We start from the raw sequence: 16,065 nt of genomic DNA on the forward strand, positions 1-16,065 counted from the left end.
AAACAATAATTCTAATCTTCCATTACATTCTGGCTCACCCGCGAACGCTGTACGTACCTTTTGATGATGGAAATCCCCCAATAAATGAGTGGGGAACATTCGACAAAGTAGGCAAAATTCACCCAGGAATGCAAGATGAAATCATTCAGTTCGATTAAGTTTTTTACGGAATGCATCGCCATGCCCACCACTATCGCGCCAAAAGAGAAGGATAACGGTCGTGAGTCTTTGAGCTTCAATAGTTGGGAGGATATGAAAACCGCCATGTAAAGTAAAATACTGATTTTAATAAATAATCCTGCCATCCAGATAGCAACTACAATGGGATCTAAATTTTCCAGGAAATCCCCAATACGGATAAACCGCAGCATTTCCAAAATGGGATACGTGAAATGGGCCATTAGCGGCGCATCAAATAACAAAATACATAACAAAAAGTAGACTTCAAAAAATAGGGTACTTATTAACGAGGACCATAATAAAGTCCGAACTGTTTTCTCTGCCTTTGCAAGAAAGGGAAAGATGAACATAACCAAAAACATTTCTCCAAACCAAGGGACGAACGGGTAACTCGTATGTATCAGATCTCTCCAACTAAGACTGGTTATTAAGGCAATTGTCCGGTCATAGTTTAATTCTTTTCCCACTAATAGAGGGACAATCGTGGCTGTGGAAAATATAACAAAAAAGAATCCCGCGGCACATCGAAATATGGCTTCGATCCCTGATCTCACAGCGATGGAGATCACGAGTCCAAACGAGCTTGCTATAACCCAACTTGGGGTAGAAGGCAAATAAATTTGGACCAAGAAATCCGTGGCTTGTCTAAGTACCATCCCAGCAAGATGAATAAAGAAAAAACAATAAATGATCATCATCACGAGATTCAGCCATTTGCCAACAACTTCTTTCCCATAATGAATGATAAACTCGTTTGGCCGCTTCTTGGCATACCAAATCGATAAGCTTGTTATAAGAAGCCCACCGGCGTGGGCGATTATTACGCTTAACCACCCTTGATAACCCGCTACACCCGTGAGAGGACCTATAAGAAACCCGGCAGCGGTTGAGAAATTAAACAAAACAAGCATTAAACCTAACTCCACTTGACTGATCCGTTGCATGCTTGCTTTCATCCTCTCGTCAACAACTGGATTTATTGAAAATGAAATAGGTATTCAATCAATTGGTTAGAGCTAGGTAAATCCTGATACAAATAAATAACCGTCAGATACAAATAAGCCGCTACAATAAATGAGCCCGTAATCCAATATGTTCTCGGTTTACGCTTGTGTCGAATCAAAAAGCTCAGCTCATACGATGTTATCCCTATAAAAACAATGGTTATGCCAATCACAAGAGCAATCCTCCTATTCCTTATTGTTCCTGATGATTGCATTTTTTTCTGCTCCGGTCCGTTTAACGGAAATTTGGGTAACTACATGGAACTCGCATTTTTTATACTGTTCACGCCAATTCCCCTTCATTTGTTGCCATGCTTTGGGGTATCTCCAACTAAGAATTCTTCCAAAGTTAAAGACGTCCACCTCTTCAGATTGCGTAGTTTGCAGCGTTCGTAAAATTCTGCCCTTCAACTGCTCCGAAAGCAGCCCCTCAAGAGCTTTTATTTGTTTTGGGTCCATCAGATCGATATCCGATTCAGATGACAACACATCATCATCAGCTTTAATAAGAATATCAAAACCAATCTGACCACCATTGATCAATGGTTTAATCGAAGATTTGGATGTTTGAATGAGAAAAGAAATCGTTTTGCCATCCGTTGGGGATTTGATTGAATTCATTGAACTGCTCATTTTTCCATTTAACCAAAGTCCTGCCCGCATGCCTATGACATCCAACGTTCCAACCATGACACCGCTTCTGAAAAGTGCTGCACCATCTGTTCCAACCCATGTGCTCATTTTTCCTTCTTCGCTGATCATTTCCGTTTGCCCGATTGTCAGCAGTCCGGTCACCATATCTCCGCCTGATGCCTCCGCTTCCAAAAAGTCTTTGATCGTCGCGCCCAGTGTCACATTTCTCTGAGCAAACTCACGCAACACCTCTGACGGCAGCCGTTCAAACACAGGAGTTAATTTGGCAATATCAAGACCTTTTGTTGGGGATACAAATAGGAAAGATTTCGTATGGAAATTCGGCTCACGTGCAGCAAATTCCAACAATTGATCAATCCCAAATTCCGCCATTCTCCGGCCAACCACAATAACGCGACAGTGACCCCAGGATATTTCTCTTGAAAGATCCGATCGGATTTTACGAATAGCGACGGGGATACTCTCTCCTCTTTTCGTCACAATGGAATAGGGGTTGCCTTTGGGCACACCACTGAGTCCCATACCCGTTGACATTCGATTGGGTAGAGGAAATCCTAATGAAACTTCAAAAACACCATCTTCCGAATAATCAATAAACATGGATGTCACAAAGGCGTGATCATTGATTTCAATTCTGGACCAGCAGCCAGTTAGAAGTAATAAAGAGATAAACATAACAAAATACCTTACGCTTTTTAAGTTCGGGCACAGTTTAATCACCATCATCTTCAGGAATTTGCGGTCTGGGCTTGTACGTTAATCTTTGATCGCCTTCTGTGCCGTATAGCGCTGGCCTTCTCTTCATCATCCACATGGGGACCCGAACCAGCACATCCTTCCAATCACGAAATACAATCGGTGCTGTTGGGGAAAGGTACGATGTACCAAATGAACGAAGGGTCACCAAGTGAAGATAAATAAGGATAATGCTTAGAATGACGCCGTAAAGTCCTAGGGATGCCGCAAGAATCATCACCGGAAACCTCAATAAACGGAAAGTCAAACCCAAATCAAAATGCGGAATGATGAAAGAAGCTATGCCCGTAATGGAGACAACAATGACCATTGGAGCGGAAACAATTCCTGCTTGCACAGCTGCCTGTCCAATGACTAATGCTCCGATAATGGATACCGTTTGTCCTATTGGCTTCGGAATTCGCAAACCCGCTTCCCTCAACGCTTCAAATGTAATTTCCATAATAATGGCTTCAATGATAGCGGGAAAAGGCACATTTTCCCTTGCTGCGGCTACAGCAATCAGTAAATTGGGCGGAAGCATTTCAGGATGGAAGGTTGTGACCGCAATGTAAACGGAGGGAAGCAAAAAAGAAATGAGCAAAAAGAAGTACCGAATCCATCGTATCCATGTACCTGCTACAAATCTTTGATAGTAGTCCTCGGCGGATTGAAGCAGCATATACAAGGTAACAGGGATCAAAATCGGTACAGGCGTTCCATCAACCAGAATAGCAACTCTTCCTTCAAGAAGCGCTGCACACACGGTATCCGGCCTTTCTGTATACTGCACTTGAGGAAACGGAGAAAAGGGATTATCCTCAATAAATTCCTCAATATAACTGCTTCCTAGTACACCGTCTATCTCAATTCTCGATATTCGTTTTTTTACTTCGTCCACCAATTTTTGTTGGCAGATCCCTTCGATATAACACACGGTTACATAAGTGTTCGTGTACTCACCATATTGAAACTTCTCAACCTTCAAAGCAGGATGCTTGATGATTTTGCGGATCATTGTCAGATTAACCGATAGATCCTCAACAAATGCCTGCTTCGGTCCGCGAATGACATTCTCATTTTCCGCTTGTTGAATCGCCCTTTTTTCGACGGATTTCATAGGGAATAAAACCATCTGGGTCTCATTTTCGATTAATAAAACAATCGTGCCTTCAAACAAGCTCTGTAATACAGGACCTACTTCCTTACTGCTGCTTAGGGAGGAAACCGGAATTTGCTTAAATTGAAGAATGTGCTGAACAAGTTCCTCTGTCGACGCTACGCTCAATTCATATAACATCGGAGCAATAACTTGCTCCTGAAGCATTTGTTGATCGACAAGACCCTCAATAAAAATAAATACACAAGAGATGTCACCGATCAGGCATTCATGAAAACAAATGTCAGCACAATTTTTCAATTGTTCTTGGAACCATTGACGTCTTAAAGATAACTCAACCTCAACATTAGGTATGGGAGATAAATTAACGAGTGAACGGGTTGGCCGTGCACTTCGCTGCCTTTTTAACCAACTGGGGAAGCGCATAAATACTCCAAGTTTTTTCTTTTTAGCATGCAATATAACGGAGTTATTTATTCATAAATTTGGAAATTACCCCAAGGGCAACTATCCAAACCATTAAAGCAGTTTCGACATCTACTGTACTATTAGAAGAGAGGAGCGTTGGTTGTTCATGTCAACAAAGCGAATTACATTATCAACCGGTATTTTGCGCAGACCTAAAAAAACTAAATTTGCCTTAATAGACATCGTTAACTTAAATAAAATGCGGTCCCGCAGAGTGACGGTACAAGTTTTCGACTGGTCTAACGGCTCTCCAGTACCTTTGAAGGTAAGTCCTTGTGGTAGAAAAATATGTACAATAACGATCGCTCCCAATAAATCTGTTTTCCTGTTTGCTGATGTGTCGAAGGTAAGCTTTAAGTATGAAGTTCGAATACAACAAAACGAAGATCCAAAACTGATTACGAATGTAACAGGTGTTACGAATACTCCTTTCACCCCGCAACCAGGAGATACCGTGCTGCAGCGAAACTTAGTCAGAATATGTTAGCAATTAGGCCAATCCGCATAATAAAAAAACGGCAGCTAGAGACTTGTAAAAAGTTCTAGACTGCCGCTTTTTATTTAATTCAACCTATCAGCCCACAATCCGCCTCAATTTCGCCGGATAATCCGTTATAATTGCCGAAACACCACACTCCAGCATCCGCTTCATTGCTTCTTCCTCATTCACTGTCCAGACGATGACCTGTCTGCCGCTGTTGCGAATCGCCATGACATCCTCACGTTCAACCATCGCATGATGCAAAGAAACCGCTTCTACCTCCAATTCAAAATCCTCAATCAATCGAAGCGGACGCAGCAGCTTGCCGGCATAGACAAGGCTGATTCGGGCTTCAGGTGCCAGCTGCTTGAGGCGGTATAACATGCGATGATCGAAAGAAGAAAAAATAACTGAGCTTAGCCGCCCGTATTCGCGCAGCAAGGCGACCACCTTGTGCTCAATGCTGCCGCCATAGCTTAGCTTCAGCTCCACATTCAAGCCGATTTCCAGAGGTACCAGCTCAAGGACTTCACGGAGTAAAGGGACAGGCTCTCCGGCATATTGATCTGAAAACCAAGAGCCCGCATCTGCCTGCCGGATGTCGGCGAGCGTCATCTCTCCAATGCATCCGCGCAAATTCGTGGTCCGGTCCAGCGTTTCATCGTGACAGACCACGATTTCCCCATCCTTCGTGAGATGAATATCCAGTTCAATCGCATCGCATTGCTGTTGAAGTGCTAACCGAAGAGCAGCCATCGTATTTTCAGGTGCTTCACTTGCCGACCCACGGTGAGCCAAGACTAACGTCTTTGCATTTTGCCAATTCATTTCAATTCCCCCTATTATTTAATCCCCGAATGCATAAAGCTTTCCACGAACTGACGTTGGAACACGAAAAAGGCCGTTAAAAGAGGCAGAATCACCAGTACCGTAGCCGCTGTTACAGTCCCCCATTGCGCTCCCGTCTCAAACGATTGGGCAAAAATCGCAATTCCTACCGTCAACGGTCTAGTTTCAATGGAATTCGTTACGATGAGCGGCCACATGAAATCATTCCAATGCGCACTGACAGAGATTAAGCCAAAGGCCAAATAGGTTGACTTGGCGGAAGGCAAATAGACGTGCCAGAGGATTTGCCACCAACGGCATCCATCCATTCTCGCAGCTTCGTCCAAGTCCATCGGAATTTGCTTAAACGTTTGCCTGAGAAGGAACACACTGAACGAAGAGGCCCAATAAGGCAGCATAATTGCCAATTTGGTGTCAACAAGGCCTAGCTCTTTCATGATCGTGTAATTCGGAAAAATGAGAATGTCAGGCGGAATCATAATTTGAACAAGAAACAGCATGAACATGAAACCTCGTCCAGCGAAATTCAATCGGGCAAACGCATAAGCGGCAAGGGTTGCCGTTATCAGTTGTGCAGTCAGCACACCGAAGACGATGATCATCGTATTGGAGTAATAGCGTAGAAAAGGAATCGTGTGCCAAGCGGTCATATAATTTTGAATGGTGGGATGCTCAATGGCAAAGGGATTTACACGGGTGATGACCTCACTGGATGGTGTAAACGAGGTGAAAACTGCCCAAACGAGCGGAACCGCAAAAACGATAGCCAGCAGCGCAATGACAAACCTGTTGGTGATCTTAACGACCATGACGCTGACCCCTCTCTAGTAATGGATACGTTTATCCAGAAATGCGTAGTTAAAGATCGAAATACTCAGTAGAATAACGAGTAGAACGACGGTAAGGACTGAAGCTTTTCCCATATCCCAGAAACTAAAAGCCGTCTCATAAATATGGTACAACAGCAAGTTGCTTGCATTGTTCGGACCGCCTTTCGTCATCACATACAGGTGATCCACCAATTTAAAAGAATTCGTCGTGGCAATAATCATAACGAATAGCGTTGTCGGCATTAAGAGCGGGAATGTAATCCTCCTGAAGGTCTGCAAAGGGCTTGCCCCTTCCATGGCTGCCGCTTCATAGACTTCCTTCGGTAAATTCTGCAAACCAGCCAAATAAAAAATCATAAAAAAGCCGGCTTCCTTCCAAATCACCATGAGCATCATCGAAAACAAAACCCATTGCGGATCGCCAAGCCAATGCGGAGCCGGTAAGCCAAACACACCAAGAAACTTATCCAGCAACCCATAACTGGGTGTATAAATAAACAACCATATATTTGCTATAGCAATCATCGGGATGACTGTCGGGTAGAAAAATAGCGCACGCAGCAAGCCGGTACCTCTAAGCTTATTGTTCACCCAGATGGCTGCATACATAGCCAACAAAATACTTACAGGAACCGTACCCATAGCTAGCAGTACATTATTACTCAAAACCTTGAGGAAAATATCGTCCTGGAACACATGCGCATATTGATCGAATCCGACAAACGTCTTGTCGGTGAAATCAGAGCTATAGAAGCTCCAATAGATCGATTTCAGGATAGGGTAAAACGTAAATACCCCTAAGAATAGGAGCGAGGGCATGAGCAGCGCATAGGCGAAACCATGTAATTTCCAGTTGATCTTGCTTTTTGTACGAAGTGCCGGTTGCATCGAATAGATCCCCCTTCTATCTTACAAACTCGTGATAGCGAGCGGAAGGGAAGTGTTGGCCAATAACAGGGAGTTAACCTCCATTAGCCGAACACTTCCCTTTCGTTTTCGCTATCTAACGCTGTTATTTTTGAAAGTTTTTCAAAATGTCATCCGCTTGCTGCTGCGATTTCTCCAATGCCTCTTTCGGTGTCATCGTTCCTAGCAGCGCTGCCTGGATATTATCGTTAAACAGCTTGGTTACTTGGCCATTCTGATAGGTCGAAAGCTCGCTGTCCGCATATTTCAGTTGATCCCTTGCTACAGATGCCTGCGGGAAATCCTTAATGTAGTTTTTCAGCTTGTCTGTCTCATAAGCGGCTTTTGTCGTACCTACATAACCTGTATCAATTGACCACTGTGCGACACGATCAGGCTGCGTCAGGAATTGAATAAACTTGACGGATGCTGCTTTGTGGTCTTCAGGAATATTTTTGAACACATACAGGTTGCCGCCGCCAGTTGGTGAACCATACTTTTTATTGGCTGGCAGGAACGCTACGCCAAAGTTGAATTTCGCATCTGTTTTGACTTTTGTCAGATTTCCTGTTGTGTGGTACATCATGGCCGTTTTCCCGCTGATGAAATCGGAAGGAACGGTTGCCCACTCGAGTGCACCTTCCGGCATGACTTTATCCTTGCGTCCTAAATCGGTGTAAAACTGCAAAGCTTCCTGTACTTCCGGTTTGTTAAAAAATACTTGCTTCCCGTCGGCTGAAACAATGTTCGTACCGGTTTGAAGGGAAAGGGCTTGCGTCATCCAGTATTGATAACCCGTGCTAGGAATTTCAAGCCCCCACTGCGATTTGTCACTCGTCGTGAGCTTCGCTGCATACTCCTTCAGTTCCGTCCAGTTCGCCGGTGCCTTCTCCGGATCAAGACCTGCCTTCTTAAATAAGTCCTTGTTGTAGTAGAGCACGATCGTACTGCGCTGGAACGGTACACTCCAAACCGTATCGCCTGACTTCGTATTTCCCATAAAAGCTTCGTAGAATCCATTGAAATAATCCTTGGAGAAGCGAGGTGTCAGATCCTCAACGGCTTTCATGGATAGCAAACTGTACAGGTCAGTTGAGAGTAGTACCGCTAAGTCAGGCGAGTTCCCCCCTTGTACAGCTGTTGCAACCTTGGTCATCGTATCCTGATAGCTGCCGCCATACACAGGTTTTACAGTAATTGTCGGATTTTCTTTATGGAAATCGTCAGCCAACTGATCAATCAGTTTCGTAATTGGGCCACCGACGGCCACTGGAAAGTAAAACTGCAATTCAACCGGTTTCGTACTTGCCGTTGCTGCGGCGCTTGCTGTCGGCGCTGCTGCCGTTTTGGTTTCTGTTTTGCTCTCTCCTTTCGCGCAAGCTGTTGCAACCAACGTGACCATAAGTAATGAGACTAGTGCTTTTTTCATTGTTTTTCCTCCTAAAGGTTTTTGGATTTAATCTCGCTAAGCTGATTTAAAATATAGTCAGGCTCAATCCCTGTTTGTACAATGTCTTTCTTAGAGTCCGCACCTGTCAGTACAAGAGCGGTGTACATGTCGTTTGAATTCCCGAGCTGTATATCCGTGGATAAGCGATCCCCAACCATCAGGCATTGGGACGGCGGGATTTTCAGCAGATCAAAAGCTTTTTGCGCATAATATTTGGAGGGCTTTCCAATCACACGGACCGTTTTCTGCAGGCTGGCCGTCTCCAGTGCTTTGACAAGCGACCATGTATCCGGAATCACCCCATCATCAATCGGGCAAAAGGGATCGGGATTAGCTGCAATCAGCTTGGCCCCGTTTCGAAGAGCATTCACGCCGACTGTTAGCTTCTCAAAGGTAAACTGTCTGTCCAAGCCGACAAGGACATGTGTCGCCAGCATCGGGTCCATCGTCATCTTGACGCCATACAGCGCCAATTCTTGTTCCATCGCTTGTTCACCAATCATGAGAACGCAGGCATCCGGTTCATGCTCTTGAAAAAATCTTCCAGCCACACATAAGGCCGTGAGCACCTCATTCACCTTGCAAGAAATGCCTAATTCGCTAAGCCTCATCTGCACGCTTTCCTTGGTACGAATGGTTGTATTCGTAACGAACATAATCGATTTGTCTTGCTCACGCAGCCAATTCACCGTATTCAACACACCCGGCAAAAGCTTACTGCCCGCATAGATCGTACCGTCCAAATCGAATAAGTAGCCTTTAAATGCATGCAAATCCTTACTTCTTTTCTTCACATGTTTTCGCTGAAAAGGCACGATACCACTTTTCTCATCGATGCCACGCTCAGGGAATCTGGATGTTTCTGCCACAGCACTGCCTCGCTTTCAATAAAAATAACCCTTATCCGAAAAAACACGAAAACAAGCCTTCTCGGAGGATGACAAGCAAACTCCTGCTTATTTTCACATTTCCTGGACAAGGGTTTTCTCATGGTCTCGACCCTAAGTATCAGTTCTTGTGATAATCATAGTTCTACTATAGAGGAAGATTGTAAGCGGAAAATTATCGATATATAAACCTTTTGTAAATCTATTGTCTATTCCACATGTTCGGATCCCCAATAGATATGAAGTCTGCCCCGCTTTCAAGCGCTTCTACGATCTCTTTTTCATATCGAATAAGCCCTCCGACAATCAACGGTTGTTTAATCATGTTTTTCAATTCCTTGATCACTCTTGGCATTAAGCCTGGCATTAACTCAACTTCATCCGGTTGTATGCTGTTAATCATGCGGACTGCCGTTTGCAATGCGGCCGTATCAATAATGAAGATTCGCTGAATACTTTTTATGCCGGCTTGCCTAGCTGCTGCTATGGAGTTGGATTTCGTCGTAACAATCCCGTCCACTTTAAACTTTTCAGCTAAATATCCGACTGCATGTGCATCTCTGCCAAGACCGCCCACCATCTCCAAGTGCACATATACCTGTTTACCTGCTCGGTGAAGCTGTTCCACAATAGATTCCAAATTGCCAATATGACCTGTCATTAAATTAACGCGAGTTACATCACTTTCTAAAACCTTTGCGAGCTGATCGTCTTTCGTCACTGATGCGATAATTGGATATTTACTAGACATGCGCATACACCCCCACTTTCACCTTAACAAACATTTATTTGCTAAGTGTTAACACCCCTCCGTCATCCGTCAAATGGATTTCGGAGGGAATGTTAACCAGTCCATTAATTAGAAAGGTTTAGGGCTTGCAGCATGCGGCTTAGCATCACAGCACTTTCCGCACGAGTGCCGGTACTTAACGGAGCAAAGGCATTGCCATCCCTGCCGTTAATGATGTGCAGCGTGGAAGCTACTATACTTGCATCCTTGGCCCACTCGGCGATATTCGCATCATCAGCGAACGTGGCTAAGTTATTTGGTTGCGGCTTTGCGTTGTAGCCTGCGAAGCGTAGGGATCTGTCAATCATAACCGCCATTTCTTGGCGGGTTATTGGCGCATCCGGACGGAAGGTATGATCCTCATAGCCGCCAACGAGTCCGAATTCTGCTGCAAGGCTAACCGATGCCGCAAACCAATCGGAAGCTCTGACATCCTTGAAGCTGTTTGCCATTGTGGCTTTGGATGAAGTTAAGCCAAACGATCTCACCAGCAAAGCAGCAAATTCCGCGCGAGTTACTTGGCGATCAGGTGCGAAACTTGAGGCCCCAACACCTTGAACAATCGATTTTGCCGCCATTCCTTCAACAGTTTGCTTGGACCAATGCTGTTCTAAATCACCGAATGTCACTGGGTTCGCGATAAGTAGATACGTGCTGTTCGTGCGGCTGAAAATAACAACTTCATTGCCTCGGATCATAAATGGAACCGGATTATAGACCGAATGGCCATTGGCATCTTGCTCTTCTCGTACGGCGGCCAAAGCTTTGGTATCCGTTCCGGCATCCAGCTTGATGGATCTTGCTATAAACATGTTGAAACCAGAAACGTCTACGCTTTTCCCTTCTCCTGTTCCTACTCCTGCTGTAAGTGTAAAGTCAACGGCTTTCTTGACAGCTTTCCCGCCTGACGTTGATTCTGCAGCCGCTTTTTCATTCAGTTTAATTTGAATCGTGAAGTTTAACTTATCTTGAGAAACCCCTAGCTTATCTGCCAAAGCTTGTAAATCTACAGCTGACAGATTCAGCTCATAGGAACCAAGTTCGCTTTGAATATCGACTGTATGATGGCTTGCAGCCAACAACGTTTGAACGGCAGATGGTAACAGGATGGCAACAGCTTGATCCTTCTTCCCATTCAGAGGCACGGTTACAATCACCTTATCGTTCGTTCCCGATTGCTGGGTGGCCGATTGAATCATCACATCCGTCACTGTATATACAGGATTCTTGATTTCCGTACCAGTGCTTGTGCCACTACCTGCTCCTGATTCTGTTCCTGAACCTGAACCTGGGTCTGGATTCGTTCCCGGATCTGTCCCTGGATCCGTTCCCGGATCTGTTCCTGGATCTGTCCCCGGATCCGTTCCTGGATCTGTCCCCGGATCTGTCCCTGGATCTGTTCCCGGATCTGTCCCCGGATCTGTTCCTGGATCCGTTCCTGGATCTGTTCCCGGATCTGTTCCTGGATCTGTACTTCCAGAAGATACGTTCAACGTGATTGGTTGTGTATATAAGTCATACATATTTCCGTCGTTCATCGTATAGGTGTATCGTAAAAGTCCGTGCGCAACCCCCGACTTCTTGGCAGTAATCTCCCGGCCATTCACAACCAATACCTCTTGTCCATCAAGTAAAATAAAGTCCGGTACAATTGTCTTCGTATCGCCTTTGTACGATGTCACTTGCGCTTGAAGGAGAAGATGCTCATCTTTATTGAGCGTAAACTCCGTTTTCTCCGGTTTAATTCCTGCCGCCATATCTGCCGCCCAGTTGGCATAATCGGTCGTTAATCCCCATGCACCATTTAAGAAAAATTGATTAAACGCCGTTCGATCATTCAGTGTCCAAGGTGAAATCAAGATGCCTCGATGTTTAGCAGCCTCCATAAAATTTTGCGAAATACCGCCGTAGCCATTATTAAAGGTAGCATTCAATGGCTGAATCGAACTAAGTACCGTTCTCAGCATTCCCTTAACATTACTGCCTCCAGACAAGCTGGATAAAAGACCAGAAGGCATCGTCGGCATCAAGCTGTTCGTGCGCGCAATCTGAGCGGCAACGAAGGACATGTTATCGATGTCAGCTTCGGCATTTTTGGCATTCACCAATTGGACGAAAGCGTCAATGGCCGCTGGTGTCGATGTCTTGACTTCGTTCATGATCATTTTCCCGCGTTGTTGAACAAGATCAATTTGTTCTTCCAACGTCGGAATTTTCACATCCGGATAGCCCGCTGGATGAGACTTGTTGGCATTAAGCGCCTTAATTTCGGCTAATGTGTAATTCTCGATATTTCCCGTGCCGTTCGTCGTACCCGACAGTTCTCCATCATGATGAATGACCAGATAACCATCTTTGGAAATATACACGTCATTTTCGATAAAGTCCGCCCCATTATCGAGTGCTAACCGATTACTTTCAATCGTATTTTCCGGCGCAGCCGAAGGCAATCCACGATGACCGATAATATATGGCTTACGGATCATCGTTTTATTTTGGTTATACACGCCCAGTGCGGCGAAAGCAGCAGATGGCGTATCCGTTACGATACCGTTCACTCCTGCCGTAATCAAGGTATGCATGGACAGATTTTTCCCGGCAACTGCCGCTTCATCTTTTGCCCAGACCATGATCGTTCTCATTTGCAAATAATCCGTATTCTCTTTCGTAGCCGCCTGTTGTGGAAGCACAGCAATATGAGCCAGGTTGGCATTCGTTTTCTGGCGAATTTCCATCAATTGTTCTTGGCTAAAATTCGACATAGCGCTAAAATCTACAATTCCGCGAATAATCGGATACGCTAATCTCGCTTTTTTAACCAAATCGCCGTTGTCCGACATCACGAATACATCTTCGATTCGATTATCTTTCAAATAAGCGATCAGTTTATCGACGGTTACTTCATCCTTGAGATAAAATGCCGGCATCGTCTTCGTCCCAAAGGAATCCAAGATGGCTGCTACATCTCCAATAACTACTTCTCCTGTTGGATTGGTTACTTTCAGTTCGTTGTTCACGTGTAAAATAGCCGTAGCCGGTGTTGCTGTTGCCGCATCCGCCCATTTCGTCAAATCTGCCGCCTGGGTAACTTCAGTCACAATGGTCGAAGCCATCGCAATTTTCGTATCAGGCTCTGTTACACTCGCATAGCGATCAGTTGCCGTTGGTGGCAGGGCATCCTGCTGTAACGTTACCCGAATGTTATCAACCTTCATTTTGCTGCCGTTCGCTTGTAAGCCAATTCGACCTTTCATATACGAACCTGCATTATCTGTATCCACGACAACCTTGTCGTTAATCATTTCCATTACACGATTGTTAAAAGCTTTTACCGTATAGTGATACATTTTGCTCGGATCTATGGATTCCGTAAAAGCACCTGTATCCATAACGTTCCACGCATTAGCCGTGGTTCTTTCAGCAAACTCTACGCCATTGGCCGCTGTAGCGTCTTTTCTGACTGCCATTTGATAATACGGATAATCATTATTTTGAATGCGATACATGATGGAATGCCATCTGGCCGTATCGTTCGCTTGCAAATGCGTGACATCGGCTTCGATTTTATAATTGCCAAATGTCCCTAGATAGTCGGGCAAAAGTACGCGCGAAGGATTGTCCGGCGATGCCGCCGCATCCATTTCAAAGCTTCCGGCTTTAACAACGGCTTTACTGGCTGTCGTCCCTTCTTTGCGAGTCCAACCTGCAGGAAGTGTTCCTTCCGTTAGCTGGTCAAAATTTTCTTCATAGAGGACATATTCCCTATCCGTTGCTTCTTTCGCTACGACTAGCATTGAAATGGAAACACCGTCTTTTTGGGCAGTTAAGGTGTATACACCCTTTTGAAGAACGTTCAGGCTGCCGCTATTCACCACAACGGAAGGGCTGCTGGATGTCCAGGTCAGATCATTCCCAGTCACAGTACCTGACGTAAAATCAGTAAAATCGGCTTTAAACGTAATTGAAGTTAAATCTACCGGCTGATTCACTGTGGCCAAAAAATAATTGGTATCATGCTTGAGGGAGCTGACTTTCGCTGGCACCATGCTAGGTGTTACGGTTACTTCTTGCACGTATTCCGCATTCTCATAAATGACTCTAACATCTGCACTCCCTGCTTTCACAGGGTAAAGCACATTGTTCGAGACTTTGATAATCGACTCATCCGAGGAGTAATATTTTAGCGGCTTATTTAAAATGGATTCCGTAATACCGTCCGAATAGTACACACTGCCTGTAACACTTATCGGTCCAGTCAAGGCTTCGATCGAGCCAGGTACAACGAGGTTAAGGCGATCTGCTGTAATTCGCGTCACCTTCAAGTTGTCGAATGACACCTTGCTTTGATCCGCTTGCAGCCCTACCTTGCCTTTTTCCATCACTACCGTTGTTGGCAGGGTGGTGTCCGTTACCATAGTATAACTTGGATCTGACTTGGCCTTCATGTATTCTTTGACATTGTTATCAAAAACGCGAACCTTCATCGAATAGTCGGCATTCAAGGTCAATGCTCTCCAAGTACCAGAGATTGGCGTCGGTGAATACCAGTTGCCGTCCGCTTTCCGATAGGCGAATTCATAGGTACCATTTTGACGGATGGCCATTTGATTGTAAGGCACTTTTCCCGAAGAAGGCACCCTGAACATCAATGAAGCCCATCTTGCCGAATCCAGCACAGATTCAAATCGGATATCAGCTTCTACCGTGTAATTGTCCCATTGGACTGGCGCCACAACTCGAGCTTGTTTGCCCGAAGCTTTCCCATCAAAAGTGACTCTGCCATTGCCATAAGTATCCTGCACGACTGTAAACGCGGGACTTCCTGCGTTCACATCACTAATCCATCCATAAGGTAGGGTTCCTGCCGGAATCGTATCAAAATTTTCCTCAAGCAGCACCGGATTCACTGTATCTGTCACAGGATTGCTATCGATCAAGTTGATCACACCGAAGCCGGAGGTATCATTCCAGAACGAACTTGACTGATAGGCACTCCAATAGCTGTTTCTTTGCTGTGTTGCGTCCACCCCGTAGCGGTCCGTTACCCCAATTTCCAAACCCAACTTCTTGGTGAGATTAGGATCCATCCTCAACATATCCCATGGTATAGCCGTCTCCAAGGACCACCCCGTCGCCGTTTTCTGCATGGCTCTCAGAATCTTATTTGCATCTTTACTGCTTTGGCCGTTTGTTGCAGCTCCGAAATGAAACTCTGGTGACGTAGAATCCGCTTGGTACACAAATCCGAGCTGCATATCATCTGCCACGTAAGGGGAAGATTGGTGCATCGTAGGATCTAGAAAGAAATTAATATTATCCTGGTCAAACCAATTACCTGATCCCGCCGCAGTCAGACTATCATCATCCGCCTTGACTCCTATGTATAGATACTTATTATCCCAGAGCATGCCGAATTTACTATCTTTAAACGTACCGCTGCCTGTTTGTTTGGTTAAGCTTTGGTTAATTGACCATAGTGACTCATCCAACTTCCCGTCTATAACCGGAGCATTCACCGTTTTCCTCACATTTAATGTATTTCTAACGTCATCTGCTGCATGAGCCTGCTGCTCAGGCGAGAGACCATGCGGTACGAAACTGGCAACTAATGCAGCTACGATAAGACGATTAATAACTCTTTGATATCGTTTCATAGAATCAATCCTCTCTTCTGATAGGTATAGCATAAATCCGTGTTCCATCTAGCATTT

12 protein-coding genes are annotated in these 16,065 nt (G+C 45.0%); 1 reads left to right on the forward strand and 11 read right to left on the reverse strand.

Going from position 1 to position 16,065, the window contains the following annotated elements; genetic code table 11:
* Window positions 1-11: 11 nt before the first annotated feature.
* The 4 genes from GON05_RS09155 to GON05_RS09170 are packed head-to-tail and all read right to left on the reverse strand — an operon-like array spanning window position 12 to window position 4,119.
* Window positions 12-1,124, reverse strand: a complete 1,113-nt coding sequence (locus tag GON05_RS09155; protein WP_157318870.1) for a GerAB/ArcD/ProY family transporter — start codon at window positions 1,122-1,124, stop codon at window positions 12-14.
* A 32-nt stretch (window positions 1,125-1,156) separates the two neighbouring features.
* Window positions 1,157-1,357 (reverse strand): hypothetical protein, encoded by a 201-nt coding sequence (locus GON05_RS09160; protein ID WP_157318871.1) that lies wholly within the window; start codon window positions 1,355-1,357, stop codon window positions 1,157-1,159.
* Between the two features lie 13 nt (window positions 1,358-1,370).
* Window positions 1,371-2,564 carry a Ger(x)C family spore germination protein gene (locus tag GON05_RS09165; RefSeq protein WP_309491784.1) on the reverse strand — a complete coding sequence of 398 codons (1,194 nt, stop codon included), beginning with the start codon at window positions 2,562-2,564 and terminating at the stop codon, window positions 1,371-1,373.
* On the reverse strand, window positions 2,551-4,119 hold the full coding sequence (locus GON05_RS09170) for a spore germination protein (RefSeq protein WP_157318873.1): 1,569 nt from the start codon (window positions 4,117-4,119) through the stop codon (window positions 2,551-2,553). Before GON05_RS09170 ends, GON05_RS09165 begins: the two co-directional genes overlap by 14 nt.
* Window positions 4,120-4,267: 148 nt before the next feature.
* Between GON05_RS09170 and GON05_RS09175 the strand changes: the two genes are divergently transcribed.
* Window positions 4,268-4,648, forward strand: a complete 381-nt coding sequence (locus GON05_RS09175; protein WP_157318874.1) for a hypothetical protein — start codon at window positions 4,268-4,270, stop codon at window positions 4,646-4,648.
* Between the two features lie 87 nt (window positions 4,649-4,735).
* Here GON05_RS09175 and GON05_RS09180 read toward each other — a convergent pair whose 3' ends face one another.
* The 7 genes from GON05_RS09180 to GON05_RS09210 all read right to left on the reverse strand — a co-directional run bounded on the left by GON05_RS09180 (window position 4,736) and on the right by GON05_RS09210 (window position 16,008).
* Entirely contained in the window at window positions 4,736-5,470 is a 735-nt protein-coding gene (locus tag GON05_RS09180; RefSeq protein WP_157318875.1) for a glycerophosphodiester phosphodiesterase, read from the reverse strand.
* A gap of 14 nt (window positions 5,471-5,484) precedes the next feature.
* A complete protein-coding gene (locus tag GON05_RS09185) occupies window positions 5,485-6,300 on the reverse strand; it encodes a carbohydrate ABC transporter permease (RefSeq protein ID WP_157318876.1) in 816 nt (271 codons plus the stop codon).
* 15 nt (window positions 6,301-6,315) lie between these two features.
* The gene (locus GON05_RS09190; RefSeq protein ID WP_157318877.1) at window positions 6,316-7,209 is read right to left on the reverse strand and encodes a carbohydrate ABC transporter permease; all 894 of its coding nucleotides are present in this window, start codon (window positions 7,207-7,209) and stop codon (window positions 6,316-6,318) included.
* A 124-nt stretch (window positions 7,210-7,333) separates the two neighbouring features.
* The gene (locus GON05_RS09195) at window positions 7,334-8,656 is read right to left on the reverse strand and encodes an ABC transporter substrate-binding protein (protein WP_157318878.1); all 1,323 of its coding nucleotides are present in this window, start codon (window positions 8,654-8,656) and stop codon (window positions 7,334-7,336) included.
* 11 nt (window positions 8,657-8,667) lie between these two features.
* Window positions 8,668-9,546: an HAD-IIA family hydrolase gene (locus GON05_RS09200; protein ID WP_309491785.1), complete on the reverse strand. Its 879-nt coding sequence runs from the start codon at window positions 9,544-9,546 to the stop codon at window positions 8,668-8,670.
* 220 nt (window positions 9,547-9,766) lie between these two features.
* Window positions 9,767-10,315 carry a glycerol-3-phosphate responsive antiterminator gene (locus GON05_RS09205; protein ID WP_309491786.1) on the reverse strand — a complete coding sequence of 183 codons (549 nt, stop codon included), beginning with the start codon at window positions 10,313-10,315 and terminating at the stop codon, window positions 9,767-9,769.
* 104 nt (window positions 10,316-10,419) lie between these two features.
* Entirely contained in the window at window positions 10,420-16,008 is a 5,589-nt protein-coding gene (locus GON05_RS09210) for a glycerophosphodiester phosphodiesterase family protein (RefSeq protein WP_157318880.1), read from the reverse strand.
* Between the last annotated feature and the right edge of the window lie 57 nt (window positions 16,009-16,065).

This window comes from Paenibacillus anseongensis (assembly GCF_009757995.1).
GTDB lineage: Bacteria > Bacillota > Bacilli > Paenibacillales > NBRC-103111 > Paenibacillus_E > Paenibacillus_E chondroitinus.

What these genes read in the sequence shown, in the direction of transcription:
- GON05_RS09165 (WP_309491784.1), bottom strand. Translation starts at nt 2,564, where the DNA reads ATGATGGTGATTAAACTGTGCCCGAACTTAAAAAGCGTAAGGTATTTT.
- GON05_RS09170 (WP_157318873.1), bottom strand. Translation starts at nt 4,119, where the DNA reads ATGCGCTTCCCCAGTTGGTTAAAAAGGCAGCGAAGTGCACGGCCAACC.
- GON05_RS09190 (WP_157318877.1), bottom strand. Translation starts at nt 7,209, where the DNA reads ATGCAACCGGCACTTCGTACAAAAAGCAAGATCAACTGGAAATTACAT.
- GON05_RS09205 (WP_309491786.1), bottom strand. Translation starts at nt 10,315, where the DNA reads ATGTCTAGTAAATATCCAATTATCGCATCAGTGACGAAAGACGATCAG.
- GON05_RS09185 (WP_157318876.1), bottom strand. Translation starts at nt 6,300, where the DNA reads ATGGTCGTTAAGATCACCAACAGGTTTGTCATTGCGCTGCTGGCTATC.
- GON05_RS09195 (WP_157318878.1), bottom strand. Translation starts at nt 8,656, where the DNA reads ATGAAAAAAGCACTAGTCTCATTACTTATGGTCACGTTGGTTGCAACA.
- GON05_RS09210 (WP_157318880.1), bottom strand. Translation starts at nt 16,008, where the DNA reads ATGAAACGATATCAAAGAGTTATTAATCGTCTTATCGTAGCTGCATTA.
- GON05_RS09180 (WP_157318875.1), bottom strand. Translation starts at nt 5,470, where the DNA reads ATGAATTGGCAAAATGCAAAGACGTTAGTCTTGGCTCACCGTGGGTCG.
- GON05_RS09155 (WP_157318870.1), bottom strand. Translation starts at nt 1,124, where the DNA reads ATGCAACGGATCAGTCAAGTGGAGTTAGGTTTAATGCTTGTTTTGTTT.
- GON05_RS09175 (WP_157318874.1), top strand. Translation starts at nt 4,268, where the DNA reads ATGTCAACAAAGCGAATTACATTATCAACCGGTATTTTGCGCAGACCT.